This window comes from Belnapia arida (genome assembly GCF_016773205.1).
GTDB lineage: Bacteria > Pseudomonadota > Alphaproteobacteria > Acetobacterales > Acetobacteraceae > Belnapia > Belnapia arida.
On record NZ_JAETWB010000001.1, the window covers coordinates 723,263 to 744,165 of the forward strand.

Here is a 20,903-nt window from a genome sequence, read left to right on the forward strand (position 1 = left end):
GCTGCCTGCGAGAGCGAAAGGAAAGCCCGTGTTCGCCCTGGACGATCTGCGGACCTTCGTGGAGATGGCCGATGCCGGTGGCGTGTCGTCTGCCGCCGCACGCCTGGGTATCGCGAAGTCCATCGTGAGCCGCAGGTTGCTCAGGCTCGAGCAACAGCTGGGCACCTTGCTGCTCGCGCGCACCACGCGCGGCTCGTCGGTCACCGAGGCCGGCGCCATCCTCCGCGAGCATGCCGCGCGGGCCTGCGCGGAGATGGATCTCGCGCAGGATCTGCTTCGCCCGAACGGCGCGATACGGGGCCGGCTCCGCCTTGCCTTGCCCATGACCTTCGGCTCGACGCAGGTTGCGCCGGTCCTGATCGAACTGGCGAGGCGGCATCCGCTGCTGCATGTCCACGCCACCCACAGCGACACCTTCGTCGACCTCGTCGGCGAGGGCTTCGACGCTGCGATTCGTGTCGGCTACTTGCAGGACTCCAGCCTCGTGACCCGCCAGATCGCGCCGATCCACGGCAAGCTGGTCGCCAGCGCGGACTATATCGAGCGGCACGGCGCTCCGCGGAGACTGGAGGAGCTCGCACGCCACGAAGCGCTCATGCAGGGCTCCGAGACGTGGCGGCTGCTCGATGGGGGGCGGGTTGTCACGATTCATCCACGGGGCCGGTTCAAGGCGGACAGCGCGTCGGCGCTGGTGGCAGCGGCCTGTGCCGGGCTTGGCCTGGCCAACCTGCCGGACTTCATTACTGATCCCTTCGTGTCGTCGGGCGCGCTGGTTCCCGTCATGACGCGACACCCCGTCCCGCAGGCTGGCCTCTACGTGGTCAGGCCACCGGGGACCTATCCGTCCCGCAAGGTGCAGGCGCTGATCGACGCGATGGTGACGGCATTCGGCGGTGCCCGGCTTTCGGCCATGGCCGATGCCGCTGCGTGATCGCCCCGGGGCTGCCCGCCGGCTCGATGGCGTTCCCCGTCCTGCGACACAGTTCCCCGGATGACGCGGCTACCGTCCGCCCGGATTGGATGACCCCATGGAGCGCATGGCGGAACCGCGACGCGGCTTGCCTCGAACAGACGCATGGAGTGGCAGGATGACAGGACAAGGCGTGTTCAGGTACGAGGAAACGGCCATGGTGGTGATCGACTACCAGCAGGAGATGTTCGACCAGATCCGCTCTGAGACATCGGCGGGTCTCGTCGACCTGAATATCCGCTTTCTGATCAGGACGGCCAAGGCCTTCGGCATGCCGATCGTGCTGTCCACGGTGGGTGTGGAGTTGGGCGTGAACGGACCGACCCGGTCCTCCATCCTTGAGGAACTGCCCGGGGCACCGGAGATCGACCGCTCCTCCATGAATGCCTGGGAGGATGCGGCCTTCCGCGATGCCGTGCGCGCAACCGGGCGCAAGCGGCTGCTCGTCGGCGCGCTGTTCACGGAGATCTGCCTCGCCTTTCCGGTCGTGGAAATGCTGCGGGATGGCTACGACGTGGCCTTCCCGGTGGATGCCGTCGGCGGCCTGTCGCAGGTCGCTCACGCGACGGCGATCCAGCGCCTGGTGCAGGCGGGGGCCGTGCCCACCACCGCCCTTGCCTTCGGCACCGAGTTGTTCCGGGACTGGAAGTCACCCGTCGCCGGCAGGGCCCGTGAGTTGGTGAAGGGTTACCTGACCGAGGTGGCGCAGGCGACGAGCCCTCATGTCGAGGGTGCCTGAACGCGGCGGCTGGGGAAAGCCTCGATGCCCAACAGCATAGCGACGCTCCTGACGCGCAACCTCCACGAGGTCTTCGGGGAGGACGATCCCGGGCGCCGCCGGACCGTCATCGATGAGCTCTTCGCCGAGGATGCGGTGTTCTACGAGCCCGAGGGGATGCATCGCGGGCGCGACGCGATCGACAGGATCGCGGGGGTGATCCGGGCCGCCCAGCCCGGCCTCCGATACTCGCCCCTTCGTCCGCCCGAGGAGATGCACGGCGCGGCCGGACGCATCCAGTGGGTCGCCGGTCGGCCGGGCGAGGCTCCGGCCCATGCGGGAACCGACGTCATCCTCGCCCGCGACGGCCGGATCGCGGCGATCTACCTCTTCTTCGATCCTGTTCCTGCCTGAACTGACAGGAACATTCAGCGTCCCGGGCGGGTGTCGGTGGCGCCTGCCTGCGACGCCTCCAGCAAGGAAGCCCCCCATGACTTTTGTCACCGCGGCCGATGGCGCACGCATCTTCTGCAAGGACTGGGGGCCGAAGGATGCCCGACCGGTTGTCTTCTCGCATGGCTGGCCGCTGTGCTCGGATGCCTGGGACGGACAGATGCTGTTCATGCTCCAGAACGGCTTCCGCGTCGTGGCGCATGACCGGCGCGGCCATGGCCGTTCCGACCAGACGGGCCACGGCAACACCATGGATACCTACGCCGACGACCTCTCGGCCGTGATGGAGGCGCTGGACCTGCGCGGCGCGATGATGGTCGGGCACTCCACCGGTGGCGGCGAGGTGGCCCGCTACATCGGCCGGCACGGCACCGGCCGCGTCGCCAGGGTCGTGCTGCTCAGCGCGGTGCCGCCGATCATGGTGTCCACCCCGCAATGGCCGGGCGGGCTCGACATCTCGGTATTCGACGGCATCCGCAAGGGCGTCTCCGACAATCGCTCGAATTTCTACCTCGACCTCGCGCTGCCCTTCTTCGGCATGAACCGCGACGGCGTCGCGGTGAACGAGGGGCTGCGCCAGACATTCTGGAACCAGGGCATGATGGGCTCGATCATCGGCCACTACGCCTGCATCCGCGAGTTCTCCGAGGTGGACTACACCGCCGACCTCGAGAAGATCGACGTGCCCACGCTGGTGATCCATGGCGACGACGACCAGATCGTGCCGGTGGCCCATGCGGGGGCGCTGACCGCGACCGTGGTGCGCGGCGCGACGCTGAAGATCTACGAGGGCGCGCCGCACGGCCTCGCCTCCACGCATCAGGATCGGTTGAACGAGGACCTGCTGGCTTTCGCCCGGAGTTGAGGCCGGTTCGGAGGCTTGCTCGAACTCGGCTCCACGATGCAGCGCCGGAAAACCTGCCGCGCACATCGAGCTTCGGAGGACATCTTGGACGTCACCTCTTCTCACCTGCGCGCGCGGCGTGCCTGCCTGGCCGGGCTGCTCCTGCTGCTGGGCAGCGCCGGGGGCGCCCGGTCTCACGGGGACCACGAGCACCATCGGATGGCCGAGACGGCCGCGGAGCAAACCGTGGAGCGAAGCTTCATGGCCGAGAACGACGTCGCCATGGCGCAGATGATGCAGGCCATGGCCGTCCGGCCCAGCGGCGACATCGACCGCGACTTCGTGGCGATGATGACGGCGCACCACCAGGGCGCCATCGACATGGCCACCGCTCTGCTGCGGCATGGCGGCAATGAGCGACTTCGCCGTCTGGCACAGGAAATCGTCATCACCCAGCAGGCGGAGATCTCGGCCATGCGGCTGGCCATCGGCGCGCCCCTGGCACCGGTCCCCGCCTCCGGCCCGGCATCCACCGCGTCCTCGGCCCGCTAAGGAAGCCCGACCATGAAAAACCTCCTGCTGGCCTCCACCTGCCTCGGTGGCGGCCTCCTCATGGCCGCGGCCTGGGCTGGCCAGGCCCCGGACTCCGCGGCATCGGGCGACGTGCCGGTGTCCTCGCGCGACCGCGTCTACGCGGCGGAACAGTTCTCCAACACGGTGTCGGTGACCGATCCGGGGACCAACACCCTGCTCGGCGTCATCCGGCTGGGCGACCCGCAGCCCGGCAATCTCAGCCCGCTCTACCGCGGGCAGGTGCTGGTGCACGGCATGGGCTTCTCTCCGGATCACCGCACGCTGGCGGTGGTCTCCATCGGCAGCAACTCCGTTACCTTTGTCGACACCGCCACCAACGCCGTGAAGCACACGACCTATCTCGGCCGGTCCCCGCATGAGGCCTTCTTCACGCCCGATGGCCGGGAAGTCTGGGTCACGGTGCGAGGCGATGACTACGTGTCGGTGATCGACGCCGCCACCTTCGCCGAGAAGCGGCGCATCGCCGTGCCGGCCGGGCCGGGCATGACGATTTTCTCGCCGGATGGGGAGTACGGCTATGTGTGCTCCTCCTTCAATCCGGAGACGGTGGTGATCTCCACCGCCCACCACGAGATCGTTGGCCGGGTGAGGCAGGACAGCCCCTTCTGCCCCAACATCGCGGCAACCCCGGACGGCAGGCAGGTCTGGCTGACGCTGAAGGATGTGGGCCGCACCATGGTGTTCGACGCCCGGCCGCCGTTCGGCGTCATCAGGAGCTTCGAGACAGGTCCGATCACCAACCACGTCAACTTCGCCGCCACGCCCGGGGGCACCTTCGCCTATGTCACGGTAGGGGGGTCGAACCTGGTACGGGTGCTGCGGACCGACGACTTCTCCGAGGTGGCGACCATCCCGGTGGGCAAGCTGCCGCATGGGGTGTGGCCGTCCGGTGACGGCACCCGCGTCTATGTCGGGCTGGAGAATGCCGATGCCCTCGCGGTCATCGAGACCGCCACCAACACCGTGGTGGCGGAGGTTCCGATCGGGCAGGCTCCACAGGCGCTGGTCTATGTCAGCAACGCCGTGCCGCAGGGCGACGGCCGGCAGGGATTGCAGCCGTTGGGCCTGGCGGCCAACACCACCCAGCTGAGCCTTGGCACGCCCGGGACGGAGGATGCGCTGACCAGCGTGTCCCTGTTCGACCAGGGGCTGACGCAGGTGTTGCAGGCCTCCGTCACCGGGTTGCAGCCGGGCAGGCCCTACATGCTGGCCCTGTCCGGGATGCCGGACGGCAGCGGCGCGTTGCAGCCGCTGGCCGCCTTCACAGCCAACCCTGCGGGAGCAGCCATCGTCGATGCAGTAGGGCCCATCCGCCAGGTCGTGCAGGGCGATGCCGGAACAGCGCGCCGCTACCTCGTGATCGCAACCAGGGAGGCTGGGCAACCGGGCGTCGTGCAGCAGATGCAGCGACGGTGATGTGCGGTGCCCATTCCCCATCGGGGTGGTGACCTCAGGACGAGGGGCGGGCCGGGGTGGCGTGAAGCGTCTCATTTGGCGGTAGGTCGGCCAGGGCCTTCATGAACCTGCGCCCAATTGCGCGGCCTGCTTGTGGTCCAGTGGACGCCCTTCCGGAGGGCTCGTAACCTCCCAGGAGCCAAGCTACTTGGCAGGGGAGGAAAGAATGCATTTCGGACGACGCCACGCCACCCTCGGTGGCATTGCATCGGTCATCGCCGCGCCGCTCATGGCGACGCTGCCCGCCGCAGCGCAAGCTGCCGACGAGCAGGCCGTCGCGCGGGCTGTCGAGGCGCTGACCCGGGCCATGCTCGAGCCGGATCGCGCCAAGCTCGAGCCGCTCTGTGCCGATGCCCTGAGCTACGGCCATTCGGCCGGCCGGGTCGAGAACAAGGAGGAGTTCATCGCCACCCTGCTGGCGAAGACCGCGGCCTTTCGTACCATCAAGCTCAGCGCCCAGACGATCGCGCTGTCCGGCAACGAGGCCATCGTACGGCATGTCCTCGATGGCGAAACCGAGAGCCAGGGCAAGGTGACGCCGGTCCATATCGGAGTGCTGCAGGTCTGGCAGCGGCAAGGCAGCGAGTGGCGGCTGCTGGCCAGGCAAGCCTTTCGGATTTGACGGGACCGGGAAGGGCGGCTGGCCGCCAGCCGCCCACCCGATGCGGCCAGGCAGCGCTCATCGCCATGGGCTGCCTGAACCGCTGCTGTGGATAGCGGGGAAAAACGGGGCCGTCCCGCATTCGGCAGTGTTGCCGTGTTCCTGATTCGTTCTAGGCTCTCGCCATGCCCGACGATTCGCTGCCAGCCCGTCCCGCACCATTCGAGCCCAGGGCACTGCGCATGATGCCAGGCGAGCGGGATCTCGTGGCGCTGTTCATGGAGCGCGTCCTGGCGGCTCATCCGGCCTGGCCCTGGCCGCTGATCGAGGAGGAGGCGCGGCGGCGGGCGGAGCCGTTTCTGGCCACGCTCCCTCGATGATGGGCCGGCGCAGCCTTCGGCTTCCGCAGGCGGCACCATCCGCTGCGCAAGGCGTTGCCTGGGTGGCCCAGAGGAGGACAGGATGAGCAGCTACCCGGTCGCGGGTGTCGGGGACATCGAGGGCGGCCGCGAGCAGGACATGCCTGCGCGCCTCGAGATGATCGCGCGCCTGCTCGACAGCAATTGGCGCATTCCGGGCACCGGGATCCGCTTCGGGGCGGATGCCCTTCTGAGTTTGCTGCCGGCGGTCGGGCCGGTCGCCTCCACGGCGGTGTCGGCCTACCTGATCTGGGAAGCGCGCCGGCTGGGCCTGCCCGCCGGCTTGCTCCTGCGCATGGTGGCCAATGTCGGGCTGGATGCGGTGATCAGCGCCGTGCCGGTCGCAGGGTCGGTCGGCGATGTCTTCTTCCGTGCCAACCTCCGCAACATGGCCCTGTTGCGGCGGCATCTCGAGCGGCGCGGCCGCCGGCCACGGTGAGGCGGCGCCTGCTGACGGGGAAAGGCTCGTTGCCAGCGTCCGCCGAGCCGAGCGGCCGTGCTCATGCCCCTGCGTTGCTGGCCGGCGCGCTCTCCACCAGGGCAACGCAGGCGAACCCCACCCGTGCCTCGGTCGGAACCCCGAACAGCGCGGTATGGCGGGCCGGCAGCCCGGCCGGGAAGTGCCGCACATACTCGGCGTTGCAGGCGGCGTAGTCGGCGCGGTCGCTGATCAGCATGGTGACCTGCACGACCCGGTCGAGGCCGCTGCCGGCCTCGGCAAGCAGGCCGGCGATGAAGGCAAGCGCGTTGCGCACTTCCTCGGCCGCGGTGGCGCCCCGGTGGACGCCACGCGCCGGGTCGTGCGGCGCCGAATGGCCCGAGACCCAGACCAGCCCGCCGGCCTTGACCGCCCGGCTGAAGGGACGGGCCTCGCCGGGCCCCGGTTGGCCGAGAAACTCCATGGACCCCCCCTTGCTGCTTTCCCGCCAAGGCTGAGGACGGGCGCATCTATCGGTCAATCCGCATCGTGATAGGCTTCCGCCGGAACGGGAGGATAAGCCATGCCTGCCAGCCAGGGCGAGAAGGCGGAACGCTTCCAGGCATTGCACCGGCGCGCCGGGGCTTTCGTCGTCGCCAATCCCTGGGATGCCGGTTCCGCCCGGGTGCTTGCCGCGCTTGGCTTCGAGGCGCTGGCGACCTCCTCGGGCGCATGTGCCGGCACGCTCGGCAAGCGCGACGGGGCCGTGACCCGGGATGAGGCGCTGGCCCATGCGCGCATGATCGTCAAGGCAACGGACCTGCCGGTATCGGCTGACCTCGAGCGCGGCTTCGCCGATGCGCCCGCGGATGTGGCCGAGACCATTCTGCTGGCGGCCGGAACCGGCCTGGTTGGCGCTTCGATCGAGGATGCCACCGGGCGCGCCGACATGCCGCTCTACGGGCTGGACCAGGCGGTGGCGCGGATCAGAGCTGCCGCGGAGGCGGCCAGGAGCCTCGGATTTCCCTTTTTGCTGACGGCGCGGGCGGAGGGCTTCCTGCGGGGAGAGCCCGACCTTGCCGGCACGATCGCCCGGCTGCGCGCCTATGAGGAGGCCGGCGCCGACGTGCTGTTCGCCCCCGGGCTGCCCGACCTGGAGGCCGTGCGCATGGTCTGCACCGCCCTGTCGAAACCGTTCAACTTCATGGCCGGGATCAAGGGGAAGTCGTTCGCGGTCGCGGAGCTGGCGGCGGCCGGGGTGAAGCGGGTCAGCGTTGCGACCTCGCTCTACCGCATGGCCATGACCGGCTTGATCGATGCCGCGCGGGAGGTGAGGGAGGCGGGCACCTTCGGTTATGTCGAGCGGGCGCTGCCCACGCCGCAGCTCAACGGCTTCATGCAGGGCTAGCGCCCTGCCCGGGGCCGAGGCCGCGCCGCCTCCCATGCGGTTGCCGCACCACCTCGCCGCAGCATGCGGGCGATGACAGGGGAGAGTCACGAATGGCCGGGATCTTCGCGGGCCTGAAGGTGATCGATGCGGCGACCTATGTGGCCGGGCCCTCGGCGGCCACGATCCTGGGCGACTTCGGCGCCAGCGTCATCAAGCTGGAACCGCCCGGCGGCGACGCGTATCGCGGGTTGGCCGCCGCCCCCGGCCAACCACGGAGCGGGACGGACTATCCCTGGATGCTCGACAACCGCGGCAAGCGGGGGCTCGTGCTGGATCTCAAGCGTGCCGACGCCCAAGGCGTGCTGCACCGCATGATCCGCGCCACCGACATCCTCGTGACCAACACGGTGCCGCGGCTGCGCGCCGGCCTTGGCATCGAGCCGGACGCCCTGATGGCGCTGAACCCAAGGCTGATCTACGCGGCGCTCACCGCCTATGGCGAGACCGGGCCGGAGGCGGACAAGACCGGCTTCGACGCCACCGCCTACTGGGCCCGCAGTGGCCTGATGGATCTCGTCAGGCCGGATGCCGGTGCCCCGCCCGCCCGCTCGGTGGCCGGCATGGGGGACCACCCGGCGGGCCTCGCCCTTTACGGCGCCATCGTCACGGCGCTCTACCGGCGGGAGCGGACGGGGCAGGGGGGCCTTGTGCATGCCTCGCTGCTCGGCGCCGGGCTCTGGTCGAACGGCTTCATGGTGCAGGCGGCGCTGGACGGCGCGGAGTTCATCCCCCGGCCGCCGCGCGAGCGGGCGCCGAATGCCATGGTCAACCTCTACCAGGCAGGCTGCGGGCGCTGGTTCCTGCTGGCCTTGCTCAACGAGGCGCGGCAATGGCCGGCGCTGCTGGAGGTGCTCGGCCGGCCTGGCTGGGGTTGCGACCCACGCTTCGCTGACCAGGCAACGCGCCGGGCGAATGCGCCGGCGCTGGCCGCCGAGCTGGATACCGCTTTCGCGTCCCGCAGCCTGGCGGAATGGCGGCCGCTGCTGGATGCCGCCAGCCTGACCTTCGATGCCGTGACGACCACCGCGGAAGCGGCGGCGGCAGACCAGCCGCGTGCCACGGGCGCCATTCGCCCGACGGCGGCTGGGCGCTGGACAGTGGACAGCCCGCTCCACGTCGAGGGCGAGGCGAAGGCGCCGGCGCCCCCGCCGCCAGGCCTCGGCGAGGATGCCGAGGCGATCCTGGCCGAGCATGGCTACGCACCGGCGGAGATCCGGGCGCTGCGCGAGGCCGGAGCGCTGGGCGGGCGGTAGTGCGGCCGGCCCGCACAGCCGCCGCATCCCTCCTTATCCGGGCCGGCGATGCCTGTTCCGGCTGCCGGGCCGGCGTGCCGGGCTTGATCCGGCCCGGCCGGGATGGGCCAATGGTCTCGCGAGCCGGCACCATGCCCGCCAAAATGCCGAGGGAACCGTCCATGCCCGAGCCCAAGCCCCTGTCGCCCCGCCGCCGTGTGCTGACAGCCGGTGCCGCATTGGCCACGCTGCCGCTGCCCGGCCGGGCCGCCTCCGAGCCGCTGGCCGAGACCACTCACGGCAGGCTGCGCGGCACGGCCGGCCAGGGCGTGCTGGCCTTCAAGGGCGTCCCCTATGCCGCGAGCCCGACCGGCGCCGGCCGCTTCGGCCCGCCTGGCGCGCTGGCGCCCTGGGCCGGAGAACGCCGGGCAGGCACGCATGGCGCCTCGGCACCGCAACTCCGCGGCGCCGGCCTGCCGGTCTTCGCCTATACCGACCCGGTGGCGGAGCAGAGCGAGGACTGCCTGACCCTCGCCATCTATACGCCCGGCCTGCGCGACGGCCGGCGCAGGCCGATCCTGGTCTGGCTGCATGGCGGCGCCTGGAGCAGCGGGGCCGGCACCGCGCCCGTGCTGGACGGCAGCGCCCTGGCCCGCGAACAGGATGTGGTCGTGGTGGCGGTCAACCATCGGCTGAACCTGTTCGGCTTTCTCCAGGCCGAGGGCCTGCCGCCCGGCGCCGGCAACAACGGCGTGCTCGACATGGTGGCGGCGCTGCGCTGGGTCCGCGACAATGCCGAGGCTTTCGGCGGCGACCCCGGTTGCGTCACCATCTTCGGCCAGTCCGGCGGCGCGGCGAAGGTGAGCGCCATGATGGCGGCACCGGCGGCGCGGGGGCTGTTCCACCGCGCCATCATGCAGAGCGGGTCCGGCGCCTTGCGCCTCGCCACGCCGGAGGATGCCGCCCGCGCCGCCCATGGCCTGTTGGCTGAGTTCGAGCTGCGCCCGGCCGATGCCGCGCGGCTGCGCGACATTCCCGCCGACCGCCTGCTGGCGGCGATGGCCAAGGTGGTGGCAGCCAATGGCGGCGCCAACAACTTCCGGCCGGTGCTCGACGGCGTGGTGTTCCACCGGCATCCCTTCGACACGGAGGCGCCAGAGGCTGCGCGGGACGTGCCCCTGCTGGTCGGCTCGGCCGAGACCGAGGTGACCTTCTATCTGGCGCCGGACCGGGCGAATTTCTCTATCAGCGCCGAGCAGCTGCGTGCCCGGGTGCGGCGCTTCCTCCGGCTCGACGCGGAGGCCACCGAGCATGTCCTGGCCGGCTACCGGGCGGCGCTGCCTACTGCCTCGCCGAGCGACCTGCTGGTGGCGATCTGCTCCGACCAGAACTACCGCATGGGCATGATCCAGGCGGCCGAGTTGCAGGCCGGGGCGGGCGGCGCACCGGCCTGGCTCTACCTGTTCACCTGGCGCAGCCCGGCCATGGGCGGGCTGCTGCGCACGCCGCATACCGCGGAGCTGCCCTTCGTGTTCGGCAATCTGGAAAGCGCGGCGGAGTTCACCGGCGCCGGTCCCGAGCTGCTGGCGGTGCGCAGCCGGATGATGGCGCTTTGGGCCAATTTCGCCCGCACCGGCCGCCCGCAGGCGCCGGACGTGCCGAACTGGCCCCCCTATGAGGCCGGCCGCCGCCCGACCATGCTGCTGGGCAGCGACGCCCGCCTGGCGCAGGACCCGGGCGGCACGGAACGCGAGGCGATGCGCGGGGTGCCGCGCTTCGAGTACGGCCACCCGGTCACTTTCACCCGCGACTGAAGCCGCAGATAAGGCGCGGACGGCCTCACGCCCGGGCTGTCGCCGGGAAGGGCTGCACCGCCACGGGGGGAGCAGCCCGTCATGACCGGCCCAGCCTCGCGGAGGTCGCTGTGAGGCGTTGACGGGCGGTCATGGAACCTCCTGCTCCCATCACCGGAACAAGGAGGACATTCCATGTGGCTCATGCGTCGCAGTATGTTCGGTCTGCTTGCCGCTCTGCCTGCCATGGCGGAGGCCCGTTCCTGGCCCGATCGTGCCATCCGCTGCATCGTACCGAGCGCCACCGGCGGCTACGACACCTATGCCCGGCTCATGGCGCCACGCCTCGCCGAACTGCTCGGGCAGCCGGTGGTGATCGACAACCGGCCCGGAGCGAATGGCACGATCGGCATGCAGGAGGTGCAGCGCAGCGCGCCCGACGGATACACGATCCTGTTCGGCCATATCGGCGCCATCACCATCAACACGAGCATCTACCGCAACATGCCGCTCGACCCGGTGAAAGACCTGGCCCCGATCGCGGTCGCCGTCACCTCGCCGCTGGTCTGGGTGGTCAACCCTGCCGCGCCCTTTCAGACAATGCAGATGCTGGTGGAGCGGACGAGGGCGGAGCCCGGTACCTGGCGCTATGCGCTACCAAGCTCCGGCAGCATCAACCATCTGGCCATCGAGGATTTCAAGCGGCGACACGGGCTGGACCTGCCGGCAGTGCCCTATCGAGGCACGCCGCAGGCGCAGATGGATGTGATCGCGGGCCAGGTCCCGATCATGCTGGACAGCCTGGGTGCCGGCTACGGCCATATCGCCAGCGGCCGCTTCCGGGCCCTGGCGGTTACCTCACGCGAGCGCTCCGACCGGCTTCCGGCCGTGCCGACCATGCTGGAGCTTGGCCTCGACCGCCGCGAGTACGTCGCTTGGTATGCCTTCATGGCGCCGAAAGCAACGCCGCCGGAGGTCATCCAGCGACTCAACCAGGCAATCAACGAGACCCTGAGCGAGCCAGCGGTGGTCGGGCGGTTGCGCGAACTCGGCGCCTCGCCGCGACATACGACGCCGGCGGAAGCCCTGGTTTTCATGCAATCCGAACAGCGGACCTACGATGTGCTTGCCCGCGCCGGAAAGATCGAAGTGGAGTGACATAGCTCGAGAGGTTGATGCCAGGAGCCGGGCGAGTGGCTCGGCTGTGGCGCCTCATGCGCTAAGCCTTCGGGTTCAGTACGATCTGCGAAGCCTTCGGCGCGTGAAGATGGGCCCGGAGGCCATTGAGCCCTTCATGACCACGCTAGCGTGGTGCGGGCCGCACCGCGGCGGGGTCGTTGCGCTCATCCATTCGCGCTTCGTAGATGAGTTCGGACCGCATCGCCCAGAGTGCATTCTGCAGGTAAAGCGGCACCAGCATCGCATCGTCCAGTGCGGCCAGGCTGGCGCGGCGCAGCAGGTCCTCGCGTCGTGCCTCATCCATCTCCACCTCGGCCGCCGCCACCAGCGCGTCCATGGCAGGGTTGGAGTACAGCAGCCGGTTGGCCGCGCCGTGGCCCGCCTCACGGTTCGGGGTGCGGAGGACCGAGTTCAGCAGTACCGAAGCCTCGCCGGTGGAGTTGCCCCAGGTGAGCAGCGCCGCCGGCGCTTCGCGCCGCGTCGCGCGATTGATGAAGCTGGCATAGGGCTGCGCCTCGACCGTGGTGCGGATGCCGATGCGGGTCCACATCTGGCCGAGCGCCTGCACCACCCGGGCGTCGTTCATGTAGCGGTCGTTCGAGCCGATCAGAGTGAGCCCGAAGCCCTGCGGATAGCCTGCCTCCGCCAGGAGGCGGCGCGCACCTTCGGGGTCGGCAGGCGGCACGGGCTGGTCCGGCAATGCGCTGTAGGTACCAGGAGGCATGAATTGCGTGGTGGCCTGCGCCGCGCCCTGCATCACCCGTTCCACCAGCATGCGCCGGTCGATCGCCATGGCCAGCGCCCGCCGCACGCGTGGATCGGCCAGTGGATTGGCCTCCAGCGGCCCGCCATTGGCCGCCGTCAACAACGGCACCGGTGGCGGCCGCGTGCCGTCGAGGGTGACATACATCACCCTGAGGCTGGTCGTCTCGGCGAGGCGGAAGCGGCGATCGGCGCGAAGTCGGTCGAGATCGCTGGTCGGGACCTGGTCGATGAAATCCACGTCGCCGGCGAGCAAGGCGGCGGTGCGCGCCGCATCATTGGTGATCATCCGGTAGGTGACGCTTGCCCAGTGCGGGCGTTCGCCCCAATAGGCATCGTTGCGGGCCAGGGCGATGCGGTCGCCAGCCGCATAGGAGGCGAGGCGGAAGGGGCCTGTGCCGATGGCGAGCCGGCCGCTGTTGAAATCCGCCGTCGTCGCGTCGGCATGCAGGCGGCGGCTGAGGATCAGCACCTGCGAGAGGTAGGTCGGCAGCAGCGGCGCCGGCCTGTCGGTATGCAGGCGCAGCCGACGCTCATCAAGGATCTCGACCCGGCTGACCGGCCGGATATGAGTGGTGTAGGAGGCGCCGGGGCCGCGCACTTGCGGGATGCGCTCGAAGGTGAAGGCGATGTCCTCGGCCAGCAGCGGCGTCCCGTCATGGAAGCGCACGCCCTCCCGCAGGGTAAGTTCCCAGGCGTCGGTCCCGATCGGCCGCCAGCTTTCGGCGAGGCCGGCATGGAGCCGCGCCTTCGCATCCGTCGTCAGCAGTGTGTCGAACAGCATCGCCCCGACTTCGCCGTTCGAGCGGAGCAGGTGGTAGTGCGGGTCGAGGGAGGAAACCGGCGAGCCGAGGCCCATGGTCAGGCTCTGGGCCATGGCCGGTGCGGCCAGGCAGGGCAGCATGGCTAGGCCGAGCAGCAGCCGGCGCGGGCAGCGCGACATGGTGCGTCCTCCTCCTACCGACCGACCGGTCGGGTTTCGTTGCTGCGGACGCTACGGCGTACGCTGCGGCGGGGCAAGCCCCTGGTGGCGCCGCGCTTGCGGGAGATGCCCGGGAAGGCTAGGGTCCGGTCATGGCCCGACCGATCGGTCGGTCAGTCGAGGCAGACGGTAAGGAGGGCCAGGAATGACGACAGGCCGGCTTCCCCATGGACCTGCCGCGGCGGGGATGTCGCGCCGGGCCGCGCTCGGCGGGCTGCTCGGCCTCGGCGCCGCCACGAGTGCCGGGGCGCAAGCCTGGCCCAGCCGTCCGATCCGCATGATCGTGCCCTTCGCGCCGGGCGGCGGCGCCGACATCACCGCGCGCTTCGTGGCCGAGCCGCTGGGCGCCGCACTGGGCCAGCCGATCGTCATCGAGAACCGGGGCGGGGCGGGCGGCACCATCGGCACGGCTGCTGTCGCCCAGGCGCCGGCGGATGGCTACACGCTGCTCTACGGCACGCCGGGCCCGCTGATCACCAACCCGCATCTGATGGCCTCGCTGCCCTATGACGCTGCGCGCGACTTCGCCCCGGTCAGCGTGCTGACCAAGGGTGCCTATGTGATGGCGCTGCATCGCGACGTGCCGGCCCGCAACGTGGCGGAGGTGATCGCGCTCGCGCGCACGCGTCCGGGCCAGCTGACCTATGCCAGCTCCGGCGTCGGCGCCGGCAGCCACTTGGCGGGCGAACTGCTTTGCATCGAGGCCGGGATCCGCATGTCGCATGTACCATTCCGTGGCACCGGCCCGGCCTTGCAGGAGACGGCAGCGGGGCGGGTGACGATGTCGATCGATTCCTACGGGCCGATGCTGCCGCTGCTGCAGGCCGGCAACCTGCGCGCCATCGCCGTCACCAGCGCGACGCGCATGCCGGAACTGCCGGACCTGCCCACCATCGCCGAGACGATCCCCCGGTTCGAGGTCACGGTCGTCAACTATGTCTGCGTCCGGTCTGGCACCTCGCCGCCGATCATCGCGCGGCTGAACGAGGCGCTGGTCCGCGTCCTCTCCGATCCCGGCCTCGACGAGCGGATGCGCGCCGCCGGGTCGAGCCCGCCGCAGGGCAGCACTCCGGAGGAGCTGGGGGCGCTGCTGCGGAGCGAATCCGCCAAATGGGGTGAGGTCATCCGCCGTGCCGGCATCCAGGCCGGCTGACCCAGGCAATCGAGAAGGAACAAGCGGAATGTCCACCGATGTCGTGAAGTTCGAAGTGGCGGATTACGTGGCCGTCGTCACGCTGAACCGCCCGCCGGTCAATGCAGTGAATGCGGAGCTGCGCGACCGCCTGATCGAGATCTTCGACGCTGCGACCGACCGCGACGATGTCCGCGTGCTGGTGCTGACCGGCCAGGGCAAGATCTTCTCCGCCGGCGCCGATCTGCGCCAGCGGCCGGATGCCTCGATGGCGGGCCAATACTGGCAGCACAACCGGGCGACGCGTGAGACCGGCAACGCCATCAAGGAATGCGCCAAGCCGGTGATCGCCGCGGTGAACGGCGCGGCGCTCGGTGCCGGCTTCGGGCTGATGGCGGCCTGCGACATCATGATGGCGAGCGAGGCAGCCGTCTTCGGCATGCCGGAGATCGATGTGGGCCTGGCCGGCGGTGCGGCGATGCTGAACCAGCTCCTCGGCAAGTCCTTCACCCGGCGGCTGATGTTCACCGGCGACCGGCTGCCGGCGGCGGAGCTCTACCGGCTCGGCGTCATCGATTCCGTCTGGGCGTCGGACGAGCTGCTGCCCGCGGCGATGCGGATGGCCGCCCGCATTGCGGAGAAGAGCCCGCTCGGCATCAAGTACGCCAAGAACAGCTGCAATTTCGTCGAGCTGATGTCGCCCAAGGACGCCTACCGCTTCGAGCAGAATTTCACCTACGAGCTGTCGAAGACCGAGGATGCGAAGGAGGCGCGCAACGCCCAGCTCGAGAAGCGCAAGCCCGAATTCAAGGGCCGCTGAGCATGTCCGCCGCCATCGACTACGAGGCCTTCCGCACGGAGGTCCGCGCCTTCGCCGAGACGCGCTGCCCGCCCGAGATCCGCGCGGTGGTCGCCACCTACCGCAAGCTGTCGCGCAAGGTCTGGTACCCCTGGCAGCGGATCCTGTTCGAGCATGGCTGGGGCGCGCCTGGCTGGCCGAAGCAGTATGGTGGCACGGGCTGGGACCTGAAGCAGCGCCACATCTTCGACGAGGTGATGGCGGAATGCGACTGCCCGCCGCAGTACCACCATGGCCTGCGGCATATCGGCCCGGTCATCATCGAGTACGGATCAGAGGAACAGAAGGGGCGCTTCCTGCCGGGCATACTGAGCGGGGAGGACTGGTGGTGCCAGGGCTATTCGGAGCCGGGCGCAGGCTCCGACCTCGCCTCGCTGCGGACCGCGGCGCGGCGGGAGGGCGACGAGTATGTGGTGGAGGGGCAGAAGACCTGGACATCCCACGCGCATGAGGCGGACTGGATGTACACCCTGGTCCGCACCTCGAAGGAGGCGAAGAAGCAGCAGGGCATCAGCCTGCTGCTGATCCCGCTGAACGCGCCCGGCATCACCATCCGGCCGATCCGCACCATCGATGGCTGGCATCATGTGAACGAGGTCTTCCTCGACCAGGTCCGCGTGCCGGTGGCCAACCGCGTCGGCGAGGAAGGCGGCGGCTGGACCTATGGCAAGTTCCTGCTGGAGCGGGAGCGGCTGGGCGGCGCCAATGTCGCGCCGGCGCTGCGCAACCTGCAGCGGACGCGGGAGCTGCTGGCCCGCGAGCTAGGCGGCGAGCGGCACCGCCTGAAACGGGCGATGCTGGAGGAGCGGCTGCTGCTGGCCGAGGCCGAGCTGCGCGGCGCCCAGGCGCTGGGGCAGGAGGCGATCGCGGCGGTGATGGAAGGAAGGCCGCTTGGCCTCCTCCCCTCGGTGCTCAAGCTCGGCACCAGCGTGACCTTCCAGCATGTGGCGGAAGTGGCGCTGGATGCGGTGGGGGAGAGGCTGGCGCCGCGCTTCCGCCCGACCGACGCCGCCGGTCCGAATGCCGAGGCGCCGGGGATCGAGTGGGTGCAGAACTACATGTACAGCCGCGTCCGCACGATCTACGGCGGCAGCAGCGAAGTGCAGAAGAACGTCATCGCCAAGCAGCTTTTCGGGTCCTGACGCCATGCCCTTCACCGCCACTCCCATCGTCGCGGGCGATGCCTTCGACCAGGCCTCCCGCATCGGCGAGGAGGTCGACCGGCAACTCGCCCTGATCGACGACCCCGCCGGGCAACACGCTTGCCTGCGGCGGCACTGGGACAGCCTGGCCAGCCTCGGCTGGCTCGCCGTCGCCATGCCGGAGGAAGCGGGCGGCGCTGGCGGCACGCTCTCGGACCTCGCGGCGCTGGCCGGCGGCGCCGGGCGAGGGGGGTTGCCGCTGCCCATCGCCTCGGCCTGCGGCGTCATCCCCTATCTGCTGGCCGACCAGCCCGCGCTGCTGCCCGGGCTGGCGGAGGGACAGCACCGCATCGTCTTCATCCCGGCCGAGGCGGCGGTGGATGACACAACGGATGTACCGCGACTGGCGCCGGATGGCAGCCTGACCGGCGCCGTGGTCGGCATCGAGACGCCGCCCGACCCGACGCATCTGCTGCTCGTGCTGGCTGGCGCCGAGCCGGCCCTGCTGCTGCTGCCGGCCGATGCGCCGGGGATCAGCGCGCGGCACTATCTCCGCATCGATGGCCGACCCTCGGCCGACTGGCGCTTCACCGGCGTCGCAGTGGAGCCGGGCTGGATCCTCGGCCGCGGCGAGGCGGTGGCACGGCGGGCGGCGGAGGCGCGCGACCTCGGCGCGCTGCTGACCTGCGTCGAGGCGGTCTCGGCCGCCGGGGCGCTGCTGGAGCAGACGATTGACTACCTGCTGAACCGGATGCAGTTCGGCGTGGCGCTCGCCTCGCATCAGGCGCTGCGGCACCGGGTGGCGGAGATGTATGTGGAGTACGAGAACCTGCGCGGCCTCGTCCTCCAGGCGCTGCGCGCGGCTGGCGCGGGGGATGGGATGCCCTGGCGGGAGATCGCCTTCGCCAAGCTGCGGCTGGGCGAGGCCGGCCGCTTCATCGCGCAATCCGCCATCCAGTGCCATGGCGGCATGGGCATGACCGAAGCCCTGCCGGCCATCCGCCTGGCACGGCGGATCATGATGGCCGAATTCGAATTCGGCGACCGCACCTTCCATGCGCAACGGCTGCTCGAGGCCGGGCGGCGGGCGGCATGAACGACGCCGGCACGCACCCGCTGGAGCGGATGTTCCGGCCGCGCTCGATCGCCGTCATCGGCGCCTCGGGCGACCCCGACAAGCTCGGCGGCCGGACGCTGCTGCACCTGAAGGAGCTGGGCTATGCGGGACGCATCTACCCGATCAACCGCAGCGCGCCGCAGGTGCAGGGCCTGCCAGCCTGGGCCAGCGTCGCCGAGTTGCCCGAGGTGCCCGACAGCGCACTGATCCTGCTGCCCGCGCCGATGGTGGAGCGGGCTTTGGAGGACTGCGCCGCGAAGGGTATCCGCCACGTGCAGATTCTCTCCTCCGGCTTCGCCGAGGAGGGTGGCGAGGGCATCGCCATGCAGGCGCGGCTGGCCGGGACGGCGCGGCGGCACGGCATCCGCTTCACCGGGCCGAATTGCCTCGGCAGCATCAGCCCGCCGGACGGGTTCTTCGGCACCTTCTCCAGCCTGCTCGCCACCGCGCGGCCGGGGCCTGGCACAGTGGGCGTCGCCACGCAGAGCGGCGCCTATGGCTCCCATATCTACGCCGTCGCGGGCTTCCGCGGCATCGGCATCAGCCGCGCCATCGCCACGGGCAACGAGGCCGATATCGATGTGGCGGCGGCGATCGACTACCTGGCCGAGGATCCCGGTACGCGGGTGATCTGCGCCTCGCTCGAGGGATGCGGCGACGGCGACGGGCTGCGCCGCGCGCTGCTCAAGGCCGCGGCTGCGGGCAAGCCGGTGATCGTCATGAAGGTCGGCAGCACCGAGGTCGGCGCGGCTGCGGCGGCGACGCATACCGGCTCGCTTGCCGGCGAGGACCGGATCGTCGATGCGGTGTTCCGCGAATGCGGCGCGCTGCGCGTCTCCTCGATCGAGGAGATGCTCGACATCGCCTATGTCTGCTCCCTCGCGCCGCTGCCGCCGGGCCCAGGGGTCGGCATCCTCAGCGTCTCGGGCGGCATCGGCGTGCTGATGGCCGATGCCTGCATCGAGGCGGGGCTGGCTGTGCCCGCCATGTCGCCCGAGGTGCTGGCGGAGATCCGCGCCATCCAGCCCGTCGCCGGCGGACGCAACCCGATCGACACCACCGCGCAGCTCGGCGGCCGGATGCATGTCTTCGAGGGCATCAGCCAGGCGATGATGCGCGGGGCGGAGCTGGGCTCTGTCCTGTTCTACCTCGCGCATATCGGCCGCAACGTGCCGCGCTTCCCGCCGCTGGAACGCTCCCTGGTCGCGCTGCGCCGCAACTTCCCCAACCGGCTGGTGGTCGCGGTGATGACGCATGTGGAGGAGGTGCGGCTGCGGCTGGAGGCGGAAGGCATTCCCGTCTTCGAGGACCCGACCCGGGCGGTGCGCGCCACGGCCGGCGCCGAGCGGTTGCGGCGGTTGCGTGGAGAGGCCGAAGCGCTGCCGCCGGTGCCAGCCCTCCCGGCATTGCCGGCGCTGGGCGGGCACGAGGCGGCGGCGAAGGCGGTCCTGGCCGCCGCCGGGATCCCGGTGCCGCCGGAGCGGGCCTGCGCCACGGCCGAGGCGGCGGTGCGCGCGGCCGAGGCGATCGGCTTCCCGGTGGTGGCGAAGATCCTCTCCGGGGACATCCCCCACAAGACCGAGATCGGCGGGGTCATGCTCGGCCTCGCCAATGCCGTGGCGGTGGAGGGCGCCTTCGCCGAGCTGCTGCGGCGCGCCCGCGCTGCACGGCCCGAGGCGCGGATCGATGGCGTGCTGATCGCGCCGATGCTGCGCGGCGGGGTGGAGACGATCATCGGCACGCTGCGGGACGCGGTATTCGGGCCGATGGTGATGTTCGGCCTGGGCGGCGTCGCGGTGGAGCTCTTCGCCGATGTCGCCTTTGCCTCGGCACCGCTCTCCCCGGCGCGGGCGGCCCGGCTGGTGGACCGGGTGCGCGGTTCGCGGCTGCTGGCGGGCTGGCGTGGCGGCCCGGCGTTGGACCGCGCGGTGCTGGAGGCGGCGCTCGTCGCCGTCGCAGACCTGGCCGCGGCGCGGCCGGAGATCGCCAGTATCGACGTGAACCCCTTCCTGGTGCAGGAGAAGGGTGGATTCGCGCTGGATGCGGTCATCCTGACGCTGGACACGCCACCGGGAGACGCATGAAGAACCTCGTCGATATCCTGGAACTGGGGGGTAGTGCCGGGCCGCCGACGGAGCGGATGCTGCAGATCCTGACCGAGGCCTGCCGGCTCTTCGCCACGCGCGGCTTCGACGGCGTTTCAGTGCGGGACATCGCGCAGGAATGCGGAATCTCGAAGGCGACGCTCTACCACCACTTCCCGGACAAGGACGCGATCCTGCGGCCGCTGGTGATGGGCATAACCCGGTCGCTGCACCAGCGCGTGCTGGGAGCGATCCGGCCCGAGGCTGACCCGGCCGAGAAGCTGCGCGCCTTCATGATGGAGAGCGCGCGCTTCTTCGAGGAATACCGCTGGGCCTTCATCGTCTCCTCGACCGTGTTCTGGACCGACCCGCAGGCGCGGCAGCGGCGCCAGCGGATCGAATGGCGCGACCGGCACGAGGCGCTGCTGCGCGGCATCCTGGAGGAAGGGATTCGAAGCGGCGCATTCCGCATCGCGGATATCGGTATGGCGGGGCGGCTGGTGCTCGGCGCGCTGAACTGGATGCCCAAGTGGTATGACCCGAAGGGGCCGCTGCCCGCCAGCGCTATCGCCGAGCAGTTCTGCGGGATGCTGTTGGCGGGGCTGGAAGCGACACCGGGCGCTGCCGCGCTGTAATCGGATCCTGCTTGGTGGCTGGGCTGCCGGCCCGGCCTCGGATGAGGCGCTCGGACTGCCACAA

At 70.4% G+C, this 20,903-nt stretch carries 21 protein-coding genes; 19 read left to right on the forward strand and 2 right to left on the reverse strand.

The window, feature by feature from the left end; all coding sequences use genetic code 11:
* Positions 1–28 precede the first annotated feature (28 nt).
* From JMJ56_RS03640 to JMJ56_RS03680, 9 genes are all read left to right on the forward strand, one after another.
* On the forward strand, positions 29–931 hold the full coding sequence (locus JMJ56_RS03640) for a LysR family transcriptional regulator (RefSeq protein WP_328702259.1): 903 nt from the start codon (positions 29–31) through the stop codon (positions 929–931).
* Between the two features lie 97 nt (positions 932–1,028).
* The gene (locus JMJ56_RS03645; RefSeq protein WP_202830221.1) at positions 1,029–1,709 is read left to right on the forward strand and encodes an isochorismatase family protein; all 681 of its coding nucleotides are present in this window, start codon (positions 1,029–1,031) and stop codon (positions 1,707–1,709) included.
* 24 nt (positions 1,710–1,733) lie between these two features.
* Positions 1,734–2,102 (forward strand): nuclear transport factor 2 family protein, encoded by a 369-nt coding sequence (locus JMJ56_RS03650; protein ID WP_202830222.1) that lies wholly within the window; start codon positions 1,734–1,736, stop codon positions 2,100–2,102.
* Positions 2,103–2,178: 76 nt separating this feature from the next.
* Complete coding sequence (locus JMJ56_RS03655; RefSeq protein ID WP_202830223.1) at positions 2,179–3,006, forward strand: alpha/beta fold hydrolase; 828 nt, start codon at positions 2,179–2,181, stop codon at positions 3,004–3,006.
* Positions 3,007–3,090: 84 nt separating this feature from the next.
* Entirely contained in the window at positions 3,091–3,537 is a 447-nt protein-coding gene (locus JMJ56_RS03660; protein WP_236037402.1) for a DUF305 domain-containing protein, read from the forward strand.
* Positions 3,538–3,549: 12 nt separating this feature from the next.
* The gene (locus tag JMJ56_RS03665) at positions 3,550–4,995 is read left to right on the forward strand and encodes a YncE family protein (RefSeq protein WP_202830224.1); all 1,446 of its coding nucleotides are present in this window, start codon (positions 3,550–3,552) and stop codon (positions 4,993–4,995) included.
* A 205-nt stretch (positions 4,996–5,200) separates the two neighbouring features.
* On the forward strand, positions 5,201–5,656 hold the full coding sequence (locus JMJ56_RS03670) for a nuclear transport factor 2 family protein (protein ID WP_202830225.1): 456 nt from the start codon (positions 5,201–5,203) through the stop codon (positions 5,654–5,656).
* A 164-nt stretch (positions 5,657–5,820) separates the two neighbouring features.
* Positions 5,821–6,015 carry a hypothetical protein gene (locus JMJ56_RS03675; protein WP_202830226.1) on the forward strand — a complete coding sequence of 65 codons (195 nt, stop codon included), beginning with the start codon at positions 5,821–5,823 and terminating at the stop codon, positions 6,013–6,015.
* A gap of 82 nt (positions 6,016–6,097) precedes the next feature.
* Positions 6,098–6,493: a DUF4112 domain-containing protein gene (locus JMJ56_RS03680; RefSeq protein WP_202830227.1), complete on the forward strand. Its 396-nt coding sequence runs from the start codon at positions 6,098–6,100 to the stop codon at positions 6,491–6,493.
* Positions 6,494–6,554: 61 nt separating this feature from the next.
* Here the strand turns inward: JMJ56_RS03680 and JMJ56_RS03685 are convergent, their stop codons facing one another.
* Complete coding sequence (locus JMJ56_RS03685) at positions 6,555–6,956, reverse strand: RidA family protein (RefSeq protein WP_202830228.1); 402 nt, start codon at positions 6,954–6,956, stop codon at positions 6,555–6,557.
* Between the two features lie 99 nt (positions 6,957–7,055).
* On the opposite strand from JMJ56_RS03685, the gene JMJ56_RS03690 reads away from it, so the two are divergent.
* The 4 genes from JMJ56_RS03690 to JMJ56_RS03705 all read left to right on the forward strand — a co-directional run bounded on the left by JMJ56_RS03690 (position 7,056) and on the right by JMJ56_RS03705 (position 12,105).
* Positions 7,056–7,880 (forward strand): isocitrate lyase/PEP mutase family protein, encoded by an 825-nt coding sequence (locus JMJ56_RS03690; protein WP_202830229.1) that lies wholly within the window; start codon positions 7,056–7,058, stop codon positions 7,878–7,880.
* Between the two features lie 92 nt (positions 7,881–7,972).
* A complete protein-coding gene (locus tag JMJ56_RS03695) occupies positions 7,973–9,175 on the forward strand; it encodes a CaiB/BaiF CoA transferase family protein (RefSeq protein WP_202830230.1) in 1,203 nt (400 codons plus the stop codon).
* 161 nt (positions 9,176–9,336) lie between these two features.
* Complete coding sequence (locus tag JMJ56_RS03700; RefSeq protein WP_202830231.1) at positions 9,337–10,968, forward strand: carboxylesterase/lipase family protein; 1,632 nt, start codon at positions 9,337–9,339, stop codon at positions 10,966–10,968.
* Positions 10,969–11,142: 174 nt separating this feature from the next.
* Positions 11,143–12,105 (forward strand): Bug family tripartite tricarboxylate transporter substrate binding protein, encoded by a 963-nt coding sequence (locus JMJ56_RS03705; RefSeq protein WP_202830232.1) that lies wholly within the window; start codon positions 11,143–11,145, stop codon positions 12,103–12,105.
* 145 nt (positions 12,106–12,250) lie between these two features.
* Here JMJ56_RS03705 and JMJ56_RS03710 read toward each other — a convergent pair whose 3' ends face one another.
* Entirely contained in the window at positions 12,251–13,831 is a 1,581-nt protein-coding gene (locus tag JMJ56_RS03710) for an ABC transporter substrate-binding protein (RefSeq protein WP_202830233.1), read from the reverse strand.
* 184 nt (positions 13,832–14,015) lie between these two features.
* On the opposite strand from JMJ56_RS03710, the gene JMJ56_RS03715 reads away from it, so the two are divergent.
* Genes JMJ56_RS03715 through JMJ56_RS03740 form a run of 6 tightly spaced genes read left to right on the forward strand, consistent with a single transcriptional unit; the run spans position 14,016 to position 20,839 of the window.
* Positions 14,016–15,023, forward strand: a complete 1,008-nt coding sequence (locus tag JMJ56_RS03715; protein WP_202830234.1) for a Bug family tripartite tricarboxylate transporter substrate binding protein — start codon at positions 14,016–14,018, stop codon at positions 15,021–15,023.
* Between the two features lie 28 nt (positions 15,024–15,051).
* A complete protein-coding gene (locus JMJ56_RS03720) occupies positions 15,052–15,822 on the forward strand; it encodes an enoyl-CoA hydratase/isomerase family protein (RefSeq protein ID WP_202830235.1) in 771 nt (256 codons plus the stop codon).
* 2 nt (positions 15,823–15,824) lie between these two features.
* A complete protein-coding gene (locus JMJ56_RS03725; RefSeq protein WP_202830236.1) occupies positions 15,825–17,003 on the forward strand; it encodes an acyl-CoA dehydrogenase family protein in 1,179 nt (392 codons plus the stop codon).
* A 4-nt stretch (positions 17,004–17,007) separates the two neighbouring features.
* Positions 17,008–18,099 (forward strand): acyl-CoA dehydrogenase family protein, encoded by a 1,092-nt coding sequence (locus JMJ56_RS03730; RefSeq protein WP_202830237.1) that lies wholly within the window; start codon positions 17,008–17,010, stop codon positions 18,097–18,099.
* Complete coding sequence (locus tag JMJ56_RS03735; RefSeq protein WP_202830238.1) at positions 18,096–20,204, forward strand: acetate--CoA ligase family protein; 2,109 nt, start codon at positions 18,096–18,098, stop codon at positions 20,202–20,204. Before JMJ56_RS03730 ends, JMJ56_RS03735 begins: the two co-directional genes overlap by 4 nt.
* A complete protein-coding gene (locus JMJ56_RS03740; protein WP_202830239.1) occupies positions 20,201–20,839 on the forward strand; it encodes a TetR/AcrR family transcriptional regulator in 639 nt (212 codons plus the stop codon). Before JMJ56_RS03735 ends, JMJ56_RS03740 begins: the two co-directional genes overlap by 4 nt.
* The last annotated feature ends 64 nt before the right edge of the window (positions 20,840–20,903 follow it).